Raw genomic sequence first — 18,899 nt, forward strand, 5'->3', positions numbered from 1 at the left:
CCGGCATGCTGCGCGTCAGTGAAGCAAGGGGACGCGCCGACATTTTGGATTTTGCGCCTCCGGAGAAGGTTTACTTCGGGGATGCACGCCGGGGGTGCGGGCTTGGCTGATATCGGCAAGGACATAGAACGACCTCTCGGACAGGCGATCCGGCCGCCGCGCTCAGGCAGCGGGATCAGCGCCGGTGCGGTCGCGGCCGCGCTTGTCGTGCTGTCCGTGGTCGGCGTTTCCAGCGCGATCGCTTTGCGCGACAAGCCATTCCGCAAGCCGCAAGAAGTCGCCGTTTCGGCGCCGAAGATGCCGGCAGCGGCCGAAACCGCCGCGGCGCCGGCCAAGGCGACGCCCGCAACGGAAGCGCCAAGCAACGCAAGCGAACAAACGACAAGCGGGAAGACGGGCGGTCCGCAGATCATCCATGTCCAGACCGAAGAGGGCGACGGTCCGCCCAATGCGGCCATCGTCATCCGCGACCCTTCGACGATCGGCCAGAACCTCAGGATCGCGCACATTCCCGACAAGGCGCTGATCGAGGCCAGCGAAACCGGTTTGTTGCCGATCCGCGCCGCCGACGGCCGGCGCCCGTTCGATGTCTATGCGCGGCCGTGGTCGGGCGCACGCGGTGCACGCGTGGCCCTCGTCATCGGCGGGCTTGCCGTGTCGCAGACCGGCACGCAGGCAGCCATCGCCAAGCTGCCGGCGGAAGTGACGCTGGCCTTCGCGCCGCAAGGCAACAGCATTGGCCGCTGGATGCAGATGGCGCGGCAGAGCGGCCATGAGGTCATCATGCAGGTGCCGCTCGAGCCGTTCGACTATCCGAACGTCAATCCCGGCCGCAACACGCTGACCGTGGCTGCGACGCCGGACGAGAATTTGAAGAATCTACGCTGGGCGCTGTCGCGAACGACCAACTACACCGGCGTCATGAACTATATGGGCGCCCGCTTTTCAGCGGACGCGACGGCGATGGGGCCATTGATGGCCGAGCTTGGCAAGCGTGGTCTCGCCTATGTCGATGACGGTTCCTCGGCGCGCAGCTTGGCACCCGAACTGGCACTGAAGGACGGCGTGCCGTTCGTCGGCGGCGATACGGCGATCGACGCGGTGCAGGACCGCGGCGCCATTTTGAAGAAACTGGATGGGCTGGAAGCGACGGCGCGAGCGAAAGGCTTTGCCGTCGGCATCGGCTCGGCCTTCGACCTGACGGTGGATACCGTGTCTTCCTGGGTGACCGAGGCCAAGAAGCGCGGCATCGAGATCGTGCCGGTTTCGGCGGTGGCGATAGATCCGGAAAAAGGCTGAGATGGCAAAGAACAAGCTCGTTGACGCCGAGACACTGCCCTACCGGCCCTGCGTAGGGGTGATGGTCCTCAATGGCGACGGCCTGGTCTGGGTTGGTCACCGCATTGCCGAGCCGGACAGCGAGTTCGCCGGAACGACACAGCTCTGGCAGATGCCGCAGGGCGGCATCGACGATGGCGAGGAGCCGCTGCCCGCGGCGGCGCGTGAACTCTACGAAGAGACCGGCATGCGCTCGGTGTCGCTGCTGGCCGAGGCGCCGCACTGGATCAACTACGACCTGCCGGCCCATCTGGTCGGTGTCGCCTTCAAGGGACGATATCGCGGCCAGACGCAGAAATGGTTTGCCTTCCGCTTCCACGGCGACGAAAGCGAGATCGAGATCAATCCGCCGCCGGGTGGCCACAAGGCCGAGTTCGACCGGTGGGCGTGGCGGCCGATGCTGGAATTGCCGGGCCTGATCGTGCCGTTCAAGCGCAAGGTTTACGAAGACGTGGTGGCAGCGTTCCGGCACCTGGTGGCGTAGCCGTCGGCCTTCCGCTAAAACAGGTCGGCATGAACGATATCTCCAGCAAATCTCTTCCGCAGACCGTCTCTGTACCGCAGGCTGGCGCCCCGAGCGAGCCGATCAGCGAAGCGGCGGCGGGGGCGATCCTGACCATCGATCTCGGCGCCGTCCGTGAGAATTACCGGCGGCTGAAGGCGCGGCTGGGCGGCGTCAGCTGTGCTGGAGTGGTCAAGGCCGACGGCTACGGGATTGGCGCGGCGCCGGTGGCGGCGGCGCTGATGGCTGAAGGCTGTGACATTTTCTTTGTCGCGCATTTGGCCGGCGGCATCTTGCTGCGCAAGGCGCTCAGCTCAGACCCGGCCATCTATGTGCTGAACGGCATTCCGCCGGGTGCGGAAAGGGAAGCGGTTGCGGCAGGGCTTTGCACCGTACTCAACAGCGCCAGCCAACTCGCGGCATGGCGCGAGATGGCCGGGCGGGTGGGGCGTAAGTTGCCGGCCGCCGTCCAGGTCGACAGCGGCATGTCGCGGCTCGGCATGACGCCGGCGGAGGTGAAAGCGGTGGCGCGGGATCCGCAGGCCTTCGACGGTGTCGAACTGACCTTCGTGATGAGCCATCTCGCCTGCGCCGACGAACCCGAGCAACCGGCCAACGAACGGCAACGGCTGGAATTCGAACGGCTGCGCCGGATGCTGCCGGAAGCGCCGGCTTCCCTTGCCAATTCATCAGGCATTTTTCTCGGGCAGCGCTATCACTACGACCTCGTCCGTCCGGGTGCCGCTCTCTACGGCATCAATCCGACGCCGGCGAAGGACAATCCGATGCTGCCGGTGGTGCGATTGCAAGCCAAGGTCATCCAGACGCGGATATTGGAGGCCGGCGCCGGTGTCGGCTACGGTCACACTTTCCATGCCAAGGCTCCGCTTGCCGCGGCGACGATTTCGCTCGGCTATGGCGATGGCTGGCATCGACGCGCCGCTTCCTCCGCCTGGTTCGAAAATGTGCGGCTGCCCTTCGTCGGCCGGATTTCGATGGATACGATCATCCTCGACATTTCCGCGCTGCCGCCCGGCAGGCTGAAGGCCGGCGACCTCGTCGAACTCATCGGGCCGTCGTCGCAGACGGTGGACCAGGTAGCCGGCCATGCCGGCACCATCGGCTACGAGGTCTTGACCAGCCTCGGCCACCGTTTCCATCGGCGCTATGTGAATGGCTAGGACGCAAGCTTGTTGTCCTTACGCATGTCTTTTCCCTAAGCATCGGCACTTGGCTGACGCCGCAGAATCCGGCAGACAGAAGGCGGCGATGATCCCGGTCTCGGACCCTGACGAGACGTCGTTGCGGAGAACCAAACGATGAAGATCTTCGTGCTGGGCGGCGGCGTGATCGGGGTCACCTCCGCCTATTTTCTTGCCGAGGCCGGCCATCAGGTGACGGTGATCGATCGCCAGAAAGGCCCGGCGCTGGAAACCAGCTTTGCCAATGCCGGCGAGATCTCGCCCGGGTATGCCTCGCCCTGGGCCGGGCCCGGCGTTCCGCTGAAGGCCATCAAATGGCTTTTGATGAAGCACGGTCCGCTGGTGGTGCGGCCGGCGCTCGATCCGCATATGTGGATATGGCTGGTCAAGATGCTGCGCAATTGCACGGCTGAACGCTACGCGCTGAACAAGGCGCGCATGGTGCCGCTGGCCGAGTACAGCCGCGACACGCTGAAGGCGCTGCGCGAGGCGACCGGCATCGCCTACGACGAGCGCGCCAAGGGCACGCTGCAGCTCTTCCGAACGCAAAAGCAGCTCGACGGCGTCGGCGGCGATGTCGAGGTGCTGAAGGCCTATGGCGTCCCCTACGAGGTCCTCGACCCCGACGGCTGCATTGCGGCCGAGCCTGGGCTGGCCGGCGTGCGCGAAAAATTCGTCGGTGGCCTGCGGTTGCCCGGCGACGAAACCGGCGACTGCAAGATGTTCACCGACAGGCTTGCCGAGCTTTGCGCGGCACGCGGCGTCACCTTCGAATACGACACGGAGATACGGCGCGTCGTCAAGAAGCGTGATCGCATCACCAACATCAGCACCAGCAAGGGCTGGATGGTCGCTGATGCCTATGTGATGGCGATGGGCAGCTATTCGGCGCGGTTCATGCGCATGCTGAAGCGGCCCATCCCGGTCTATCCGGTCAAGGGCTATTCGATCACCCTGCCGATCAAGGACGCCGCCGCGGCACCGGTCTCGACCGTCATGGACGAGAGCTACAAGGTAGCGATCACCCGGCTCGGCGACCGTATCCGGGTCGGCGGCACGGCGGAGATTTCCGGCTTCGACCTGCGGCTGCACGAATCGCGGCGGCGCACGCTCGAACATTCGGTCGGCGACCTGTTTCCGGGCAGCGGCGACATGCGATCGGCGACCTTCTGGTGCGGGCTGCGGCCAATGACACCGGACGGGCCGCCGCTGATCGGCCGCACCGATTTCTCCAATCTCTATCTCAACACCGGCCATGGGACACTCGGCTGGACCATGGCCTGCGGCTCGGCCAAGGTTCTAGCCGACATCATCTCCAGCCGGGTGCCAGACGTCGGCGATCTCGGGCCGGGACGATACGCCAAGTAAGACCCCCAGCAGCTTAAGACAGCCAACGGCCGATACGCTTCACGCGAACAAACCCCTGTCCCGTTCGACGGCCTTGGTGATGAAGCTTGAGACGATCTGGACGCGGCGCAGCGGTCTGACCGATTCATGATAGACCAGCCAGTAGGCGCGGCGGATGGGTGCGACGATATCGAGAGGCACTAACTCCGGCATCGAGCGGGCAACGAAGGTGTGCAGGATGCCGATGCCGGCGCCGGAACGCACCGCTTCGGCCTGGCCGAGCGCTGAGGAAATGGCGAAGCTGGTGCGCCAGTCGGCGCTGAATTCGGCCGCGTAGTCGAGCGAGGGACTGACGATCAGGTCCGGCACGTAGCCGATCAGCGTGTGCTGCCCTAGCTCGGCGGCGGTTCCGGGCAGGCCATGCGTGTCGGCGTAGGCCCGCGACGCGAACAGGCCGAGCGTGTAGTCGACTAGCTTTCCCGCCACCAGGCGGCCTTCCGTCGGCCGTTCGACGGTGATGGCAATGTCGGCCTCGCGCCGGGATAACGAGAAGGAGCGCGGTACCGGCACCAACTGGATGGTGAGTTCACGGTGCAGAGCGGTCAGCGCGCCGAGGCGCCTGGCCAGGAAGGCGACGCCAAAACCGTCCGGCGCGCCGATCCGCACGGTGCCCGAGACGTCGTCGCCTTCGCCTGAAACAGTCGAGCGCGCGGCGATCATGTCGCCCTCCATGCGTTCGGCGATCTCGAGGAAACGCTCGCCCGCCGGCGTCAGCTCGCTGCCGGTGGTAAGCCGGCGAAACAGTTTTGTCCTGAGCGCATCCTCGAGGGCGGCAATGCGGCGCGAGACGGTGGCGTGATTGAGCTCCAGCCGCCTGGCGGCGCCGAGGATCTGGCCGGCCCGCGCCACGGCAAGGAAGATGCGAGCGTCATCCCAGTTCATGGGGATGGTCCGTTTCGATAGGGAGCGCCGCGTTCCCGCCCACCCCCCTCTGGCCTGCCGGCCATCTCCCCCGCAAGGGGGGAGATCGGATGCCGGGTCGGCTTTCGCCAATCTCCAACGTCGCAAAAAGGGCGGTAAGGCCGAAGCCGCCAATCTCCCCCCTTGCGGGGGAGATGTCCGGCAGGACAGAGGGGGGTGTGAAGAAACTCAACTCAGCAATCCAAGCGATAGGAGTACACTCCCTACCATTTGCGCCATTTGATGCACAGGCACCTCTCGCACTCTATTTTATGCACAACGGTTGCGTTTTCGCTCGCGTTGCCATCGCTCCCGCAAAGGCGGACAATGCCTCATCACGAACCAGGGAGAGAGATCATGATCGAATATGGTCATTTCATCGGCGGCAAGCGTGTCGCAGGAACCAGCGGCCGCAAGCAGGACGTCATGCAGCCGATGGACGGCACGGTGCGCGGCACGGTGGCGTTGGCTTCGCAGGCGGAATTGCGCGCGGCGGTCGAAAACGCCAAGGCGGCACAGCCCGGCTGGGCGGCGACCAACCCGCAGCGGCGCGTGCGCGTCTTGATGCGATTCCTCGAGCTGGTCGCCAAGGAGTATGACGCGCTGGCCGAGATATTGGCGCGCGAACACGGCAAGACCATCGCCGACGCCAAGGGCGACATCCAGCGTGGCCTCGAAGTGGTCGAGGTCTGCATCGGTGCGCCGCATATGATGAAGGGCGAGTTCACCGATGGCGCCGGCCCCGGCATCGACGTCTATTCGATGCGCCAGCCGCTCGGCGTCGTCGCCGGCATCACACCATTCAATTTTCCGGCGATGATCCCGTTGTGGAAGATCGCGCCGGCCATCGCCTGCGGCAATGCCTACATCCTCAAGCCGTCGGAGCGCGATCCGGGCGTGCCGATGCGGATTGCCGAACTGTTCATAGAGGCCGGCCTGCCGGCCGGCATCCTTAATGTCGTCAACGGCGACAAGGAAGTGGTCGACGCCATCCTCGACGATCCCGACATCAAGGCTATCGGTTTCGTCGGCTCGACACCGATCGCCCAGTACATCTATTCGCGCGGCTGCGCGGCCGGCAAGCGCGTGCAGTGCTTCGGCGGCGCCAAGAACCACATGATCATCATGCCCGATGCCGACATGGACCAGACCGTCGACGCGCTGATCGGCGCCGGCTACGGCTCGGCCGGCGAGCGCTGCATGGCGATCTCGGTGGCCGTCCCGGTCGGCAACGACACCGCCAACCGGCTAATGGAAAAACTGGTGCCGCGCGTCGAGAGCCTGAAGGTCGGTCCGTCGACGGATTCTTCCGCCGATTTCGGCCCGTTGGTCACGGCGCAGGCGCTGGAGCGGGTCAAGTCCTATGTCGACACCGGCGTCAAGGAAGGCGCCAAGCTGGTCGTCGACGGCCGCGGCTTTTCCATGCAGGGCTACGAGAACGGCTACTATATGGGCGGCTGCCTGTTCGACAATGTGACCGCCGACATGCGCATCTACAAGGAAGAGATTTTCGGGCCGGTGCTATCGGTGGTGCGCGCACCGACCTACGAGAACGCCATCAAGCTCGCCAACGAGCACGAGATGGGCAATGGCGTCGCCATCTTCACCCGCGACGGCGACGCGGCGCGCGACTTCGCCTCGCGGGCCCAGGTCGGCATGGTCGGCATCAACGTGCCGATCCCGGTGCCGATCGCCTACTACACCTTTGGCGGCTGGAAGGCGTCCTCCTTCGGCGACCTCAACCAGCACGGGCCGGACGCGTTCCGCTTCTACACCAAGACCAAGACGGTGACGTCGCGCTGGCCGTCCGGCGTGAAGGATGGCGCCGAGTTCGTCATTCCGACGATGAATTAGCCGGACGGTTTTCTGTCTGCGCGTCCTCGCCTTCGGCGGCGCGCGCGCGGGCCGGCGTGAAGGATGGCGCCGAGTTCGTCATCCCGACGATGAACTGATCCAGATCGCGGAAAGCAAAAGAAGGCCTGGGCTCGACCCGGGCCTTTTTTGTCGCGGTCTTCATCGGCATGAACACTAATGTGATGGAACCAAGAAGGCAGCAATCTTCTTAGGTTCCAGTCCTGCCGCGAAGGAGACGCTGGCAGATCAACCAACGGCGCTGGTGACGGCTCCGGGGCATATCGTCCGGCGCAAAGGAGGTGTCAGATGACACGTCTCATGGCGACTATAGCTTGCGCGGCAATGGCCCTTTCCGCCGCCCCGGCAACGGCTGCCGAGCAATGTGCGGCACGCGCCGATATGGTCAAGGCGCTCGGCGAGAAGTTTCATGAAAACCCGAGCGCGGTCGGCGTCGTCAATCCGAATGTGGTGCTTGAAGTTTTCGTTTCCGACAAGGGCACCTGGACCATCCTCGCCAGCGATACAAAAGGTCAAAGCTGCGTGATTTCAGTCGGCGAAGGCTGGGAGAGCGCGATGACGATAGCGGCGCTGCCCGGTATCTGAAGTAGGCCTTTCCTATTCACCTGGCCGCAGCCTCGGCACGGCAGCCGGGCTGCGGCCTTATTCTCGGCGACTTTGAAACGGATCTCCCCGCGCCCGCTTGAGGCGCGCACGGCTTGCTATTTTTCGATAGCGATACCATATATGGGAACATAGCGAGAACATCTAGAATTGATCGCTGACGGCAGACCGGAACACGGAAAGGAGCGACGCGATGATGACGTCGGAACCGGCCTGGATCGCTCCGGCAAAATGAGGCCGTCAATCACCTCCCTTTGCCGGATCGTGATGGCAAAGGAGGTGCCCTATGGCACGCAAATCGCTGTTAGGATGGGTGAAGACCGTAGCTTTTGCTGGCTTATTCGCGGTGGGTACGAATGCCGCGAGCGCCCAATATCAATACTGCGTTGAACATGCCGACCTCGTCGCCCACCTGACTGAGAATTTCCAGGAAAAACAGTTTGCTCTCGGACTGATCGGTCAGGAGGCGGTCATGGAAGTTTTTGTCGCCGATAGCGGAAGCTGGACGGTCATCGTGACCGACGTCGCCGGCAGAAGCTGCATTGTCGCAGCCGGCGAAAATTGGGAAAGCGTGGAGGCCCTGCCCGGCCAAAACTCATGAGGGAGCGGGCGGCGTCAGCGCGTCGCGGCCGCCTCGGCATGGCCGCGCAGCAGTGTCATCAGCCGCTTGGCGTCCTTGGCCGCGGCCTCTTCGTCGCCGGCGAGGATCGAGCGGATCAGCGCAACATGGTGCTCGGCGGATTCGGCCAAGCCGGTGTCGGCCTTGTAGCGGAACCAGAAGCGACGGCTGTGGGTTTGCAAGGGTGCCGCCAGGCGCGCGGCGAACGGGTTGTCGGCAGCCAGCGCCAGCGCTTCGTCGAGCGCCTTGTCGGCCTGGATGAAGTAAAACACATTTTCCGAAATCACCGCCTTTTGCATGGCAAGGGCAGCGTCATGAAACAGGTCGGCGGCCTCGCGGGTGACGAAGCGGGCGGCCGAGCGGGCAAGCACGACCTCGACGCCACGGCGGGCGTTGAGGACGCGTAGCCAGTCGCCAGGGTGAAGCGGCGCAATGGCGATGCCGGCACGCGGCCGGACCTCAAGCAGCCCCTCCCATGCCAGCCGCTGGATTGCTTCGCGAACGGGCGTGCGGCCGAGGCCGAGCCTGTCGATCAGCGCCCCCTCGGTGATGAAGCTCGCGGGCGCCAGTTCGAGCGTTACGATCATGTGCTCGAGCCTGCGGTAGGCCTTTGCAGTCGCCGGCTCGGAGCCTGGGTTGTCATATACCAATGCGGCGTCTCCTGATATATTGTTGATATATCATATCAGATTCAATGTTGACAGCCGGCTTCTTAAGAAATATACAGCTGATATATCAGATGGAGCGACCGACATGTGGGCCGGAGTCTTCCCCGCCGTTACGACCAAGTTCACCGAGGATGACCGCCTCGACCATGCCGAGATGGAGCGCTGCTTTGCGCTGCAGATGGAGGCCGGCTGCGACGGCATCATCGTCTGTGGCTCGCTTGGCGAAGGACCGATGCTGTCGCATGACGAAAAGATCGCGGTGCTGAAGACCGCGCAGAAGATCGCCGGCAACAAACCGGTGCTGTTGACGGTCAACGAAGCCGGCACACGCGAGGCGGCGGCGATCGCACGCCGCGCCGCAAAAGAAGGCGCCAACGGTTTGATGGTGGTGCCGAGCCCGATCTATCATACCAATGCCGAGGAGACAGTCGCGGCACTCAGCGCCGTCGCCGCGGCCGGCGACCTGCCGGTGATGATCTACTCCAACCGGCTTGCCTACCGCGTCGACGTCACTGTCGACCAGATGGAGGAGCTGGCGAAGGACCAGCGCTTCGCTGCCATCAAGGAGTCCTCCGACGACATCCGTCGCTCGACCGAGATCATCAACCGCCTCGGCGACCGCTACGATCTGTTCACCGGCGTCGACAATCTCGCCTTCGAGGCGCTGTCGGTCGGCGCCATTGGCTGGGTGGCGGGCCTGGTCACCGCGTTCCCGCGCGAGACGGTCGCCATCTACCAGCTGATGAGACAGGGCCGCCGCGAGGAGGCGCTGAAGATCTACCGCTGGTTCCGGCCGCTGCTCGATCTCGACGTATCGACCTATCTGGTGCAGAACATCAAGCTCGCCGAAGTCTTGGCGATCAACACCAACGACCGCGTGCGCATGCCGCGCCAGCCGTTGGCGGGCGAGCGGCGCAAGGCTGTCGAAAAGATCGTCAGGGACGCGCTGGCGGTGCGGCCAGAGCTGCCGACATTCTGATCCAGTCCCTTCGAGGGTATTTGCAGATGTGCAGCGCGGCGCATGGCAATGAATGATAATGCTACGCTCGATGTTGCCATCATTGGTGGCGGCATTATCGGCATCTGCGCCGCCGCCTTTCTGGCCGAGGCGGGCCGAAACGTCACGATCTTCGATCGGACGGGGATCTGCGAGGAAACCAGCTCCGGCAATGCCGCTGCCTTTGCCTTCTCCGATGTGCTGCCGCTGGCTCACAAGGGCATGATCAGGCAGTTGCCGAAATGGCTCGCCGACCCGCTCGGCCCGCTCAGCATTCCGCCCGCCTATTTGCTGAAGCTGTTGCCCTGGCTGGTCCGCTTCTGGCGCGCCGGCCGAAGCGACCGCTATGAAGCCGGCCTTGCTGCGCAGGCCGGGATGATGAAGCTCGCCGAGGCGGAATGGATGGGCTTGCTCGACCGTTCCGGCACACGGCCGATGCTGCACGAGGACGGCTCGCTCGAACTCTATGACAGCGAGGCCGAGTTCAAGGCGTCGCTGCCCGGCTGGGCGGCAAGACAGCGCTTCGGCATCGGCTTCAGCCATGTCGAGGGCAGCGCTCTCGCCGCCTTGCAGCCCGGTCTGTCGCCGCGCTTCGTCAAGGGAACGTTCGTGCCGGGGTGGAAAACCGTCGCCGATCCCAAGCTGCTTGGAAAGGCCTTGTGGGCCTATGCCGAGGGGTTGGGCGCGGGGTTCGAAAAGGCCCGGATCGAGCGTGTCGAGGCGGGACAGGACGGCGCGATCCTGACCACGGCCGACGGCACGCGGCGAGGGGCGAAGCATCTCGTCATCGCTGCCGGGGCCTGGTCGCATCTGCTGGCGAGACATCTCGGCGACGGAATCCCGCTGGAGACCGAGCGTGGCTACAACACGACGTTGTCGAAGACTGCCTTCGACGTAAAGCGACAATTGATCTTCTCCGGGCATGGCTTCGTCATCACGCCGCTCGATACGGGCCTGCGGGTCGGTGGTGCGGTCGAACTCGGCGGCCTTGAGAGGCCGCCCAATTATGCGCGCTCGAAAGCGCTGCTCGAAAAGGCGCAGAAATTCCTGCCGGGACTGGATCCGGCCAATGGCCGCGAATGGATGGGGTTCCGGCCGTCGCTGCCGGATTCGCTGCCGGTGGTCGGACGTTCGCAACAAACGCCGTCGGTGGTGTACGGTTTCGGCCATGGTCACCTCGGGCTGACCCAGGCTGCGGCGACCGGGCGCTTGATCCGCGAGCTCGTTCTCGGGCAGAATCCATCGCTCGATCTCGGCCCGTTCAGCCCGCAACGGTTTTGAGTTCGACGATATTCAGTTGGGAGCCGGCATGGCCAAGAATTCCTTCTTCTGCATAGACGGCCACACCTGCGGCAATCCGGTGCGGCTGGTCGCCGGCGGCGGACCGCTGCTCAACGGCTCGACGATGATGGAGCGGCGAGCGCATTTCCTGGCCGAATATGACTGGATCCGCACCGGCCTGATGTTTGAGCCGCGCGGCCATGACGTGATGTCCGGCTCGATCCTCTATCCGCCGACGCGTGAAGATTGCGACATCGCCATCCTGTTCATCGAGACCTCGGGCTGTCTGCCGATGTGCGGCCACGGCACCATCGGCACTGTGACCTTTGCCGTCGAAAATGGATTGATCAAGCCGAAGACGCCGGGCGTGCTCAGGCTGGATACGCCGGCGGGCCTGGTCGTCGCCGAGTACAAGCAGGTCGGCGACTATGTCGAGGAGGTGCGCATCACCAATGTGCCGTCGTTCCTCTATGCCGAGGGACTGACGGTCGAATGCCCCGGGCTCGGCGAGATCAGCGTCGATGTCGCCTATGGCGGCAATTTCTATGCCATCGTCGAACCGCAAAAGAACTATCGCGACATGGCCGATCATTCGGCCGGCGACCTGATCGCCTGGAGCCCGGTGGTGCGGCAGCGGCTCAACGAGAAATATTCCTTCGTCCACCCGGAGAATCCCGGCATCGACAAGCTGTCGCACATATTGTGGACCGGTGCGCCGACCAACCCGCAAGCCGATGCCCGCAACGCCGTGTTCTACGGCGACAAGGCAATCGACCGCTCGCCCTGCGGAACCGGCACCTCGGCGCGGATGGCGCAGCTTCACGCCAAGGGCAAGCTTGGGGTAGGCGACGACTTCGTCCATGAATCGATCATCGGTTCGCTGTTCAAGGGCAGGGTGGAGAAAGAGGTCACCGTCGCCGGCAAGCCGGCAATCATTCCGTCGATTGGCGGCTGGGCACGAATGACCGGATTGAACACGATCTTCATCGACGACCGCGACCCGTTCGCGCACGGCTTCGTCGTCAAATAAGGAAAATCGCTGACGCAGGGGAAAGAAAGAGAGCGCAAGCGGATTGACGTCAACGGCGCAACGATCCCGCTCATCAACTTATTTTGACGGCGATTTCTTCGAAATGGAGTGCATGCTGCGATTGAATCGTCAAAGACATTGCGTTAGGCCAATGGTAGGGTCCTCGATAGTCCAGGGGTCGGACGGGAACAAAACGGGCAATCGGATGGCGTGCGGCGAAAACACGCATAACCATCGAAAAATCACGTTGCAATCCGGGCTCGAAACTTTACGACTAGGGGAAATACGAAAAGGAATGCGTCTGCATGGGCGACATTCCAGGGGAGCCACGACAGCATGCAGTATTTTGTCCAGCAGCTTATCAATGGGCTGACGCTGGGATCGATCTATGGGCTGATCGCGATCGGCTATACGATGGTCTACGGCATCATCGGCATGATCAATTTCGCCCATGGCGACATTTTCATGATCGGCGCTTTCACCGCGCTCATCGTTTTCCTTATCCTCGGTGCGTTGTTCTATTCGTTGCCGATCGTCGTTGCGCTGCTGATCATGATGATCGTCGCGATGCTGCTGACCAGCCTGTATAATTGGACGATCGAGAAGGTCGCCTACCGGCCTTTGCGCGGTTCATTCCGGCTGGCGCCGCTGATCACCGCGATTGGCATGTCGATTGCGCTGTCCAATTTCGTTCAGGTGACGCAAGGGCCGCGCAACAAGCCGGTCCCGCCAATGGTGTCCAAGGTCTACAACATCGAAGGCATCAGCGTCTCGCTGAAGCAGATCATCATCGTCCTGGTCACCATAGTCCTGCTGGCGCTGTTCTGGTACCTGGTCAACAAGACCTCGCTCGGCCGGGCGCAGCGCGCTTGCGAGCAGGACCGCAAGATGGCGGCGCTGCTTGGCATCGACGTCGACCGCACCATCTCGATCACCTTCATCATGGGCGCCGCCCTTGCCGCCGTCGCCGGCACGTTGTTCCTGATGTACTACGGTGTGGTGGTGTTTTCCGACGGCTTTACGCCCGGTGTGAAGGCATTTACTGCCGCGGTGCTCGGCGGCATCGGCTCACTGCCCGGCGCCGTGCTCGGCGGGCTGATGATTGGCTTCATCGAAAGCATGTGGTCGGCTTATTTCTCGATCGATTACAAGGACGTCGCCGCCTTCTCCATCCTGGCGATCGTGCTGATCTTCCTGCCTTCCGGCATTCTCGGCCGGCCAGAAGTCGAAAAGGTCTGAGTTCATGGCGGTCACCGTATCTCCGGAAAACACCGTCGTCGCCACCCCGGTCCAGCGCGCTTTTCGCGAAGCGCTCTATGCCGGCGCCATCTCGCTTGGCCTGTTCGTGCTGTTCATCGGCCTGAAGACCGACCAGAACATCTCCAACGAACTGATCCTGTTGCAGCGCTGGGGCTTGCTCGCCGGCGTCGTGATCGCCACTATGGCCGGACGCTTCCTTTACGTCGCCTATGGCCAACCTTTCCTGGCGAACCAGAAGATCATCGACGTCGCCACCGGCCTGCTGCCGGTCAGCCTGGCTTCGCGATTCTTCCGCCTTCCCGCGTTCATCGTGGCGGTCGCCGTCGCCGTTATTCTGCTGGCGCTCAGCGGCTTCCTGACCGAGGCCTTAGGGCCGGAACTTTCCGATTTTGTGCGGTTCCTGCGGGCGCTTGCAATCATCTATGCGCTGGCCTGGCTGATTTATCGTTTCCGGGCCTTCATTCATGCTCATTTCTCGGCATTGGGCATAACCGCACTGGCGCTCTACCCGATCGTCGTGGTGTTGGTGCTGGCGCTATATGCCGGGTCCATGGCGGTCGGTTTCCAGGGTTCGCTGAAGTATGTCGACAATTTCGGCATCCAGATCCTGATCTACGTGATGCTGGCCTGGGGGTTGAATATCGTTATTGGCTTGGCCGGCCTGCTCGACCTCGGCTATGTCGCCTTCTACGCTGTCGGTGCCTATGCCTATGCGCTGCTCGGCACGCATTACGGCCTTTCCTTCTGGATCCTGCTGCCCGCCGCCGGCATGATGGCTGCATTCTGGGGCGTCATGCTGGGCTTCCCGGTGCTGCGCCTGCGCGGTGACTATCTGGCGATCGTGACGCTCGCTTTCGGCGAGATCATAAGGCTAGTGATCATCAACTGGCGCGAATTGACCAACGGCTCGGCCGGGATTTCCGGCATCCCGAAGGTCTCGTTCTTCGGCCTGATGTCGTTCAACGTCTCCGACCCGAACTACATCTCCAAGGTGCTCGGCATCGCGCAGTCCGGCGCCTACTACAAGATCTTCCTCTACTACCTAATCCTTGGACTCTGCCTGCTGACCGCCTTCGTCACGGTGAGGCTCAGGCGGCTGCCGGTCGGCCGCGCCTGGGAAGCGCTGCGCGAAGACGAGATCGCCTGCCGCTCGCTCGGCATCAACACCACCACCACCAAGCTCACGGCCTTTGCCACGGGCGCGATGTTCGGCGGCTTCGCCGGCTCGTTCTTCGCCGCGCGGCAAGGCTTCGTCAGCCCGGAATCCTTCGTCTTCCTGGAATCGGCGATCATCCTTGCCATCGTCGTGCTTGGCGGCATGGGCTCGCTGGTCGGCATTGCCGTCGCGGCCATGGTGATGATCGGCGGCACCGAAATCCTGCGCGAACTGGATTTCCTCAAGACCGGCCTGAGTTGGGGCAACATCAAGGTCATACCCGGGTTTGGCCCCGACTTCACGCCGGAACTTTATCGCATGCTGTTGTTCGGCATGGCCATGGTCATCGTCATGCTGTGGAAGCCGCGTGGCTTCGTCGGCAGCCGCGAGCCGACGGCCTTCCTCAAGGTGCGCAGGGCGGTGTCCGGGTCCTTCACCAAGGAGGGACACGGCTGATGAACGCGAGCCCCTCCGTGAACAATGCCATCCTGCAGGTCGAGCATCTGTCGATGAAGTTCGGCGGTCTCGTCGCCATCGGCGATTTGTCATTCCAGGCCAAACGTGGCGAGATCACCGCTCTGATCGGTCCCAACGGCGCCGGCAAGACCACCGTGTTCAATTGCATCACCGGTTTCTACAAGCCGTCGGAAGGCATGATCACGCTCAACCGGCGCGACGGCTCGACCTTCCTGCTCGAACGCTTGCCGAACCATGAGATCCCGGCGCGTGCCAAGGTGGCGCGCACCTTCCAGAATATCCGCCTGTTCTCGGGCATGACGCTGCTGGAGAACCTTCTGGTCGCCCAGCACAACAAGCTGATGAAGGCGTCCGGCTATACTATTCTCGGCCTGTTCGGCTATAGCGGATACAGACAGGCTTCGGCGGAATCGGTTGAACTGGCCGAGCACTGGCTGGAGAAGGCCGATCTCGTCGACCGCGCCGACGATCCTGCCGGCGATCTGCCATATGGCGCGCAGCGACGGCTCGAAATTGCTCGCGCCATGTGCACCGGCCCTGAGCTTCTGTGCCTCGACGAGCCGGCTGCCGGCCTTAATCCGAAGGAATCGGCGGCGCTCAATGCGCTGTTGATGGACATCAAGGACAACACCGGTACGTCGATCCTGTTGATCGAGCACGACATGGCGGTGGTTATGCAGATTTCAGACCATGTCGTCGTGCTCGAATACGGGCGCAAGATCTCCGACGGCAACCCGCAATCGGTACGAACCGACCCGCGCGTCATCGCCGCCTATCTCGGCGTTGAAGACGAGGACGTCGAGACGGTACTGACCGAAGTCGGCGACGAGGACGTCATCGAGCAATTGGATACCGGTCCGGATGCCGCGCATGGACCGGGCACATCGTCTTCCTATCTTGCCGGACCGGTGGCCGATACGGTCGGCCATAGCGAGGGCGAACGCGTCACAGTGTCAAAGGGCGCTTCGAAGGCCGGGCAGATCGATGCAAGGTCGAGCGCTGCTGCAAAGTCCGGATCGCCGGCCAAAGCCAAATCGGCCGCGAAATCTTCCACGGCAAAGCCGGGCAAGGCTCCGGCGAAGTCGAAAACTCCCGGCACCTCTAATCGGCGTGGGGGGCGGAAATAATGGCCGGCACAACGCTGCTCGATATCAAGGGCGTCCAGACCTACTACGGCAACATCAGGGCGCTGAACGGCGTCGACGTCACCGTCAAACAGGGCGAGATCGTGGCGCTGATCGGCGCCAACGGCGCCGGCAAGTCGACACTGATGATGACCATTTTCGGTGCTCCGCGCGCTCGTGCCGGCACTATCACTTTCGCCGGCACCGATATCACCCAGATGCCGACCCACGAGATCGCGCGCATGCGTATCGCGCAGTCGCCGGAGGGCCGGCGCATCTTTCCGCGCATGACGGTGATGGAAAACCTGCAGATGGGCGCCAGCCTCGACGGTCTCAAGCATTACGACGAGGACGTCGAAAGGGTCTTCACGCTGTTCCCGCGGCTCAAGGAACGCGTCGGCCAACGTGGCGGCACGCTTTCGGGCGGCGAGCAGCAGATGCTGTCGATCGGCCGCGCGCTGATGGCAAGGCCGAAGCTGCTCTTGCTGGATGAGCCGTCGCTAGGCCTGGCGCCGCTGATCGTCAAGCAGATCTTCGACGCCATTCGCGAGCTAAACCGCACGCAGGGACTGACCGTGTTCCTGGTCGAGCAGAACGCCTTCGGCGCACTGAAGCTCGCCACGCGCGGCTATGTCATGGTCAACGGCAATGTGACGATGAGCGGCACCGGCAAGGAACTGCTCGCCAATCCGGAAGTGCGCGCCGCCTACCTCGAGGGCGGCCATCACTGAGTTTCAGGAGTCTTCATCATGCAGGGCATTCTTTATGAGGAACCCTCGATTTGGCAGTTCTTTTTCGTCACCTGCCTGCTCGGTGGCTGGGCGGCCTGGATGACGGGCAAGGCGTGTGCCCAAACATGGCGCAGCTTCGCCCAGCTATTCGCCTATATGCTGGGGCTCGGCATCGGCGTAAGATTCATCCATCATGCGCTGTTCGGCGGAACGATGTTTTCGCTGCATTACTACGTGGTCGACACCATCGTGCTGATGATATTGGGCTTCATTGGCTACCAATACACGCGCACCAACCAGATGGTAACGCAGTATAATTGGCTTTACGAAAGAGCCTCTCTTTTGAGCTGGAAACCAAAAGGTTGACATTTATCATTAACGGCGTTTCAGGGATGAATCGGCGTGACAAGTGCCTGAAAATCGGCAAAGTACTCTTTCTGCGAGCAAGAGTGGGCATCGCATGAAAGCAACATCCACGCCCACTCGGTAAATGGGAGCGTTTCAATGAAAAAGTCACTTTTGTCCGCCGTCGCCCTGGCCGCGCTTGTCGCGTTCAGCGGCAACGCGTGGGCTGACATCCTGATCGGCGTTGCCGGTCCGATCACCGGTCCGAACGCAGCGTTCGGCGCCCAGCTTCAGAAGGGTGCCGAACAGGCAGTCGCCGATATCAATGCGGCGGGCGGCGTTCTTGGCCAGCAGCTGAAGCTTGAAGTCGGCGACGACGTCTCCGATCCCAAGCAAGGCATCTCGGTCGCCAACAAGTTCGTCGCCGACGGCGTCAAGTACGTCGATGGCCACTTCAACTCCGGCGTCTCGATTCCGGCGTCGGAAGTCTACGCCGAGAACGGCATCCTTGAGATCACGCCGGCCGCGACCAATCCGAAGCTCACCGAACGTGGCATGTGGAACACCTTCCGCACCTGCGGACGCGACGATCAGCAGGGCAAGGTCGCTGGCGACTATCTCGCCGCGAACTTCAAGGATGCCAAGATCGCTGTCATCCATGACAAGACGCCTTATGGCCAGGGCCTCGCCGACGAAACCAAGAAGGCGCTCGCAGCCAACGGCGTGACTGAGGCCATGTATGAAGGCATCAATGTCGGCGACAAGGATTTCTCGGCCCTCATCGCCAAGATGAAGGACGCGGGCGTCTCGGTCGTCTACTATGGCGGCCTGCACACCGAAGCCGGCCTGATCATACGCCAGCTCGCTGACCAGGGCCTCAAGGCAACCTTCATGTCCGGCGACGGCATCGTGTCGAACGAATTGGCCTCCATCGCCGGCGACGCCGTCGAGGGCACGCTGATGACGTTCGCTCCGGATCCGCGCAAGAATCCGAACGCCAAGGAACTCGTCGAGAAGTTCCGTGCGGCCGGCTTCGAGCCTGAGGCCTATACCCTCTACTCCTACGCCGCGATGGAAATCATCGCGGCCGCCATCACCAAGACCGGTTCAGCCGACGACGCTCAGAAGGTAGCCGAGACCATCAAGTCGGCCGGCCCCTGGAAGACCGCGATCGGCGAGATCGGCTACGACGCAAAGGGCGATATCACCCGTCCGGACTACGTCATGTACACCTGGAAGAAGGGTGACGACGGCAAGTACACCTATGTCGAGAACGCACCCGGCAAATAACCGGACGTTGCTACATGAAAATGCCCGGCGCCTCGCGCCGGGCATTTTTCATGGGGGTTTCCCGAACGCTTGGATCGGAACTGCCCAGGCGTTCTCC

19 protein-coding genes are annotated in these 18,899 nt (G+C 62.9%); 16 read left to right on the top strand and 3 right to left on the bottom strand.

Going from position 1 to position 18,899, the window contains the following annotated elements; all coding sequences use genetic code 11:
• The first annotated feature begins 102 nt into the window (after positions 1 to 102).
• The 4 genes from NKH13_RS00495 to NKH13_RS00510 all read left to right on the top strand — a co-directional run bounded on the left by NKH13_RS00495 (position 103) and on the right by NKH13_RS00510 (position 4,410).
• Positions 103 to 1,299, top strand: a complete 1,197-nt coding sequence (locus NKH13_RS00495; RefSeq protein WP_352909808.1) for a divergent polysaccharide deacetylase family protein — start codon at positions 103 to 105, stop codon at positions 1,297 to 1,299.
• 1 nt (position 1,300) lies between these two features.
• A complete protein-coding gene (locus NKH13_RS00500; protein ID WP_352714520.1) occupies positions 1,301 to 1,822 on the top strand; it encodes an RNA pyrophosphohydrolase in 522 nt (173 codons plus the stop codon).
• A 29-nt stretch (positions 1,823 to 1,851) separates the two neighbouring features.
• Positions 1,852 to 3,021 (top strand): alanine racemase, encoded by a 1,170-nt coding sequence (alr, locus tag NKH13_RS00505; RefSeq protein ID WP_352909811.1) that lies wholly within the window; start codon positions 1,852 to 1,854, stop codon positions 3,019 to 3,021.
• Between the two features lie 138 nt (positions 3,022 to 3,159).
• The gene (locus tag NKH13_RS00510; RefSeq protein WP_352909814.1) at positions 3,160 to 4,410 is read left to right on the top strand and encodes a D-amino acid dehydrogenase; all 1,251 of its coding nucleotides are present in this window, start codon (positions 3,160 to 3,162) and stop codon (positions 4,408 to 4,410) included.
• A 39-nt stretch (positions 4,411 to 4,449) separates the two neighbouring features.
• Here NKH13_RS00510 and NKH13_RS00515 read toward each other — a convergent pair whose 3' ends face one another.
• Positions 4,450 to 5,331: a LysR family transcriptional regulator gene (locus NKH13_RS00515; RefSeq protein ID WP_352666100.1), complete on the bottom strand. Its 882-nt coding sequence runs from the start codon at positions 5,329 to 5,331 to the stop codon at positions 4,450 to 4,452.
• A 375-nt stretch (positions 5,332 to 5,706) separates the two neighbouring features.
• Between NKH13_RS00515 and NKH13_RS00520 the strand changes: the two genes are divergently transcribed.
• A complete protein-coding gene (locus NKH13_RS00520; protein ID WP_352909816.1) occupies positions 5,707 to 7,203 on the top strand; it encodes a CoA-acylating methylmalonate-semialdehyde dehydrogenase in 1,497 nt (498 codons plus the stop codon).
• Here the strand turns inward: NKH13_RS00520 and NKH13_RS00525 are convergent.
• Entirely contained in the window at positions 7,184 to 7,372 is a 189-nt protein-coding gene (locus tag NKH13_RS00525; protein ID WP_352909817.1) for a hypothetical protein, read from the bottom strand. The two genes, NKH13_RS00520 and NKH13_RS00525, sit on opposite strands and share 20 nt — an antisense overlap.
• A gap of 137 nt (positions 7,373 to 7,509) precedes the next feature.
• Here NKH13_RS00525 and NKH13_RS00530 point away from each other — a divergent pair, with 137 nt between their 5' ends.
• Together NKH13_RS00530 and NKH13_RS00535 are read left to right on the top strand one after the other, a co-directional pair.
• Entirely contained in the window at positions 7,510 to 7,806 is a 297-nt protein-coding gene (locus NKH13_RS00530; protein WP_352909819.1) for a hypothetical protein, read from the top strand.
• A gap of 304 nt (positions 7,807 to 8,110) precedes the next feature.
• On the top strand, positions 8,111 to 8,425 hold the full coding sequence (locus NKH13_RS00535; protein WP_352909821.1) for a hypothetical protein: 315 nt from the start codon (positions 8,111 to 8,113) through the stop codon (positions 8,423 to 8,425).
• Between the two features lie 14 nt (positions 8,426 to 8,439).
• Here NKH13_RS00535 and NKH13_RS00540 read toward each other — a convergent pair whose 3' ends face one another.
• The gene (locus tag NKH13_RS00540) at positions 8,440 to 9,093 is read right to left on the bottom strand and encodes a GntR family transcriptional regulator (protein ID WP_352909824.1); all 654 of its coding nucleotides are present in this window, start codon (positions 9,091 to 9,093) and stop codon (positions 8,440 to 8,442) included.
• Between the two features lie 103 nt (positions 9,094 to 9,196).
• On the opposite strand from NKH13_RS00540, the gene NKH13_RS00545 reads away from it, so the two are divergent.
• The 9 genes from NKH13_RS00545 to NKH13_RS00585 all read left to right on the top strand — a co-directional run bounded on the left by NKH13_RS00545 (position 9,197) and on the right by NKH13_RS00585 (position 18,802).
• Positions 9,197 to 10,090, top strand: a complete 894-nt coding sequence (locus NKH13_RS00545; RefSeq protein ID WP_352714509.1) for a dihydrodipicolinate synthase family protein — start codon at positions 9,197 to 9,199, stop codon at positions 10,088 to 10,090.
• A 48-nt stretch (positions 10,091 to 10,138) separates the two neighbouring features.
• Positions 10,139 to 11,389: an NAD(P)/FAD-dependent oxidoreductase gene (locus tag NKH13_RS00550; protein ID WP_352909826.1), complete on the top strand. Its 1,251-nt coding sequence runs from the start codon at positions 10,139 to 10,141 to the stop codon at positions 11,387 to 11,389.
• Between the two features lie 28 nt (positions 11,390 to 11,417).
• Positions 11,418 to 12,419 (top strand): 4-hydroxyproline epimerase, encoded by a 1,002-nt coding sequence (locus NKH13_RS00555; protein WP_352714506.1) that lies wholly within the window; start codon positions 11,418 to 11,420, stop codon positions 12,417 to 12,419.
• A 336-nt stretch (positions 12,420 to 12,755) separates the two neighbouring features.
• Positions 12,756 to 13,658: a branched-chain amino acid ABC transporter permease gene (locus NKH13_RS00560; RefSeq protein ID WP_023678052.1), complete on the top strand. Its 903-nt coding sequence runs from the start codon at positions 12,756 to 12,758 to the stop codon at positions 13,656 to 13,658.
• A gap of 4 nt (positions 13,659 to 13,662) precedes the next feature.
• The gene (gene livM, locus NKH13_RS00565; protein ID WP_352714504.1) at positions 13,663 to 15,291 is read left to right on the top strand and encodes a high-affinity branched-chain amino acid ABC transporter permease LivM; all 1,629 of its coding nucleotides are present in this window, start codon (positions 13,663 to 13,665) and stop codon (positions 15,289 to 15,291) included.
• Positions 15,291 to 16,439 carry an ABC transporter ATP-binding protein gene (locus NKH13_RS00570; protein ID WP_352909829.1) on the top strand — a complete coding sequence of 383 codons (1,149 nt, stop codon included), beginning with the start codon at positions 15,291 to 15,293 and terminating at the stop codon, positions 16,437 to 16,439. Before livM ends, NKH13_RS00570 begins: the two co-directional genes overlap by 1 nt.
• Entirely contained in the window at positions 16,439 to 17,167 is a 729-nt protein-coding gene (locus NKH13_RS00575) for an ABC transporter ATP-binding protein (RefSeq protein ID WP_254816420.1), read from the top strand. The genes NKH13_RS00570 and NKH13_RS00575 overlap by 1 nt, the downstream gene beginning before the upstream one ends.
• Positions 17,168 to 17,185: 18 nt before the next feature.
• On the top strand, positions 17,186 to 17,533 hold the full coding sequence (locus tag NKH13_RS00580) for a DUF6867 family protein (protein ID WP_254816421.1): 348 nt from the start codon (positions 17,186 to 17,188) through the stop codon (positions 17,531 to 17,533).
• Between the two features lie 138 nt (positions 17,534 to 17,671).
• Entirely contained in the window at positions 17,672 to 18,802 is a 1,131-nt protein-coding gene (locus NKH13_RS00585) for a branched-chain amino acid ABC transporter substrate-binding protein (RefSeq protein ID WP_352714501.1), read from the top strand.
• The last annotated feature ends 97 nt before the right edge of the window (positions 18,803 to 18,899 follow it).

It is taken from the genome of Mesorhizobium sp. M1348 (genome assembly GCF_040317925.1).
In the GTDB taxonomy this organism is placed as follows: domain Bacteria; phylum Pseudomonadota; class Alphaproteobacteria; order Rhizobiales; family Rhizobiaceae; genus Mesorhizobium.

Excerpts from the sequence above, each read along its gene's own strand:
- NKH13_RS00545 (WP_352714509.1), top strand. The coding sequence starts at position 9,197 with ATGTGGGCCGGAGTCTTCCCCGCCGTTACGACCAAGTTCACCGAGGAT.
- NKH13_RS00520 (WP_352909816.1), top strand. The coding sequence starts at position 5,707 with ATGATCGAATATGGTCATTTCATCGGCGGCAAGCGTGTCGCAGGAACC.
- NKH13_RS00560 (WP_023678052.1), top strand. The coding sequence starts at position 12,756 with ATGCAGTATTTTGTCCAGCAGCTTATCAATGGGCTGACGCTGGGATCG.
- NKH13_RS00530 (WP_352909819.1), top strand. The coding sequence starts at position 7,510 with ATGACACGTCTCATGGCGACTATAGCTTGCGCGGCAATGGCCCTTTCC.
- NKH13_RS00575 (WP_254816420.1), top strand. The coding sequence starts at position 16,439 with ATGGCCGGCACAACGCTGCTCGATATCAAGGGCGTCCAGACCTACTAC.
- alr (WP_352909811.1), top strand. The coding sequence starts at position 1,852 with ATGAACGATATCTCCAGCAAATCTCTTCCGCAGACCGTCTCTGTACCG.
- NKH13_RS00580 (WP_254816421.1), top strand. The coding sequence starts at position 17,186 with ATGCAGGGCATTCTTTATGAGGAACCCTCGATTTGGCAGTTCTTTTTC.
- NKH13_RS00570 (WP_352909829.1), top strand. The coding sequence starts at position 15,291 with ATGAACGCGAGCCCCTCCGTGAACAATGCCATCCTGCAGGTCGAGCAT.
- NKH13_RS00515 (WP_352666100.1), bottom strand. The coding sequence starts at position 5,331 with ATGAACTGGGATGACGCTCGCATCTTCCTTGCCGTGGCGCGGGCCGGC.
- livM (WP_352714504.1), top strand. The coding sequence starts at position 13,663 with ATGGCGGTCACCGTATCTCCGGAAAACACCGTCGTCGCCACCCCGGTC.
- NKH13_RS00500 (WP_352714520.1), top strand. The coding sequence starts at position 1,301 with ATGGCAAAGAACAAGCTCGTTGACGCCGAGACACTGCCCTACCGGCCC.
- NKH13_RS00525 (WP_352909817.1), bottom strand. The coding sequence starts at position 7,372 with ATGCCGATGAAGACCGCGACAAAAAAGGCCCGGGTCGAGCCCAGGCCT.
- NKH13_RS00550 (WP_352909826.1), top strand. The coding sequence starts at position 10,139 with ATGAATGATAATGCTACGCTCGATGTTGCCATCATTGGTGGCGGCATT.
- NKH13_RS00510 (WP_352909814.1), top strand. The coding sequence starts at position 3,160 with ATGAAGATCTTCGTGCTGGGCGGCGGCGTGATCGGGGTCACCTCCGCC.
- NKH13_RS00555 (WP_352714506.1), top strand. The coding sequence starts at position 11,418 with ATGGCCAAGAATTCCTTCTTCTGCATAGACGGCCACACCTGCGGCAAT.
- NKH13_RS00585 (WP_352714501.1), top strand. The coding sequence starts at position 17,672 with ATGAAAAAGTCACTTTTGTCCGCCGTCGCCCTGGCCGCGCTTGTCGCG.
- NKH13_RS00535 (WP_352909821.1), top strand. The coding sequence starts at position 8,111 with ATGGCACGCAAATCGCTGTTAGGATGGGTGAAGACCGTAGCTTTTGCT.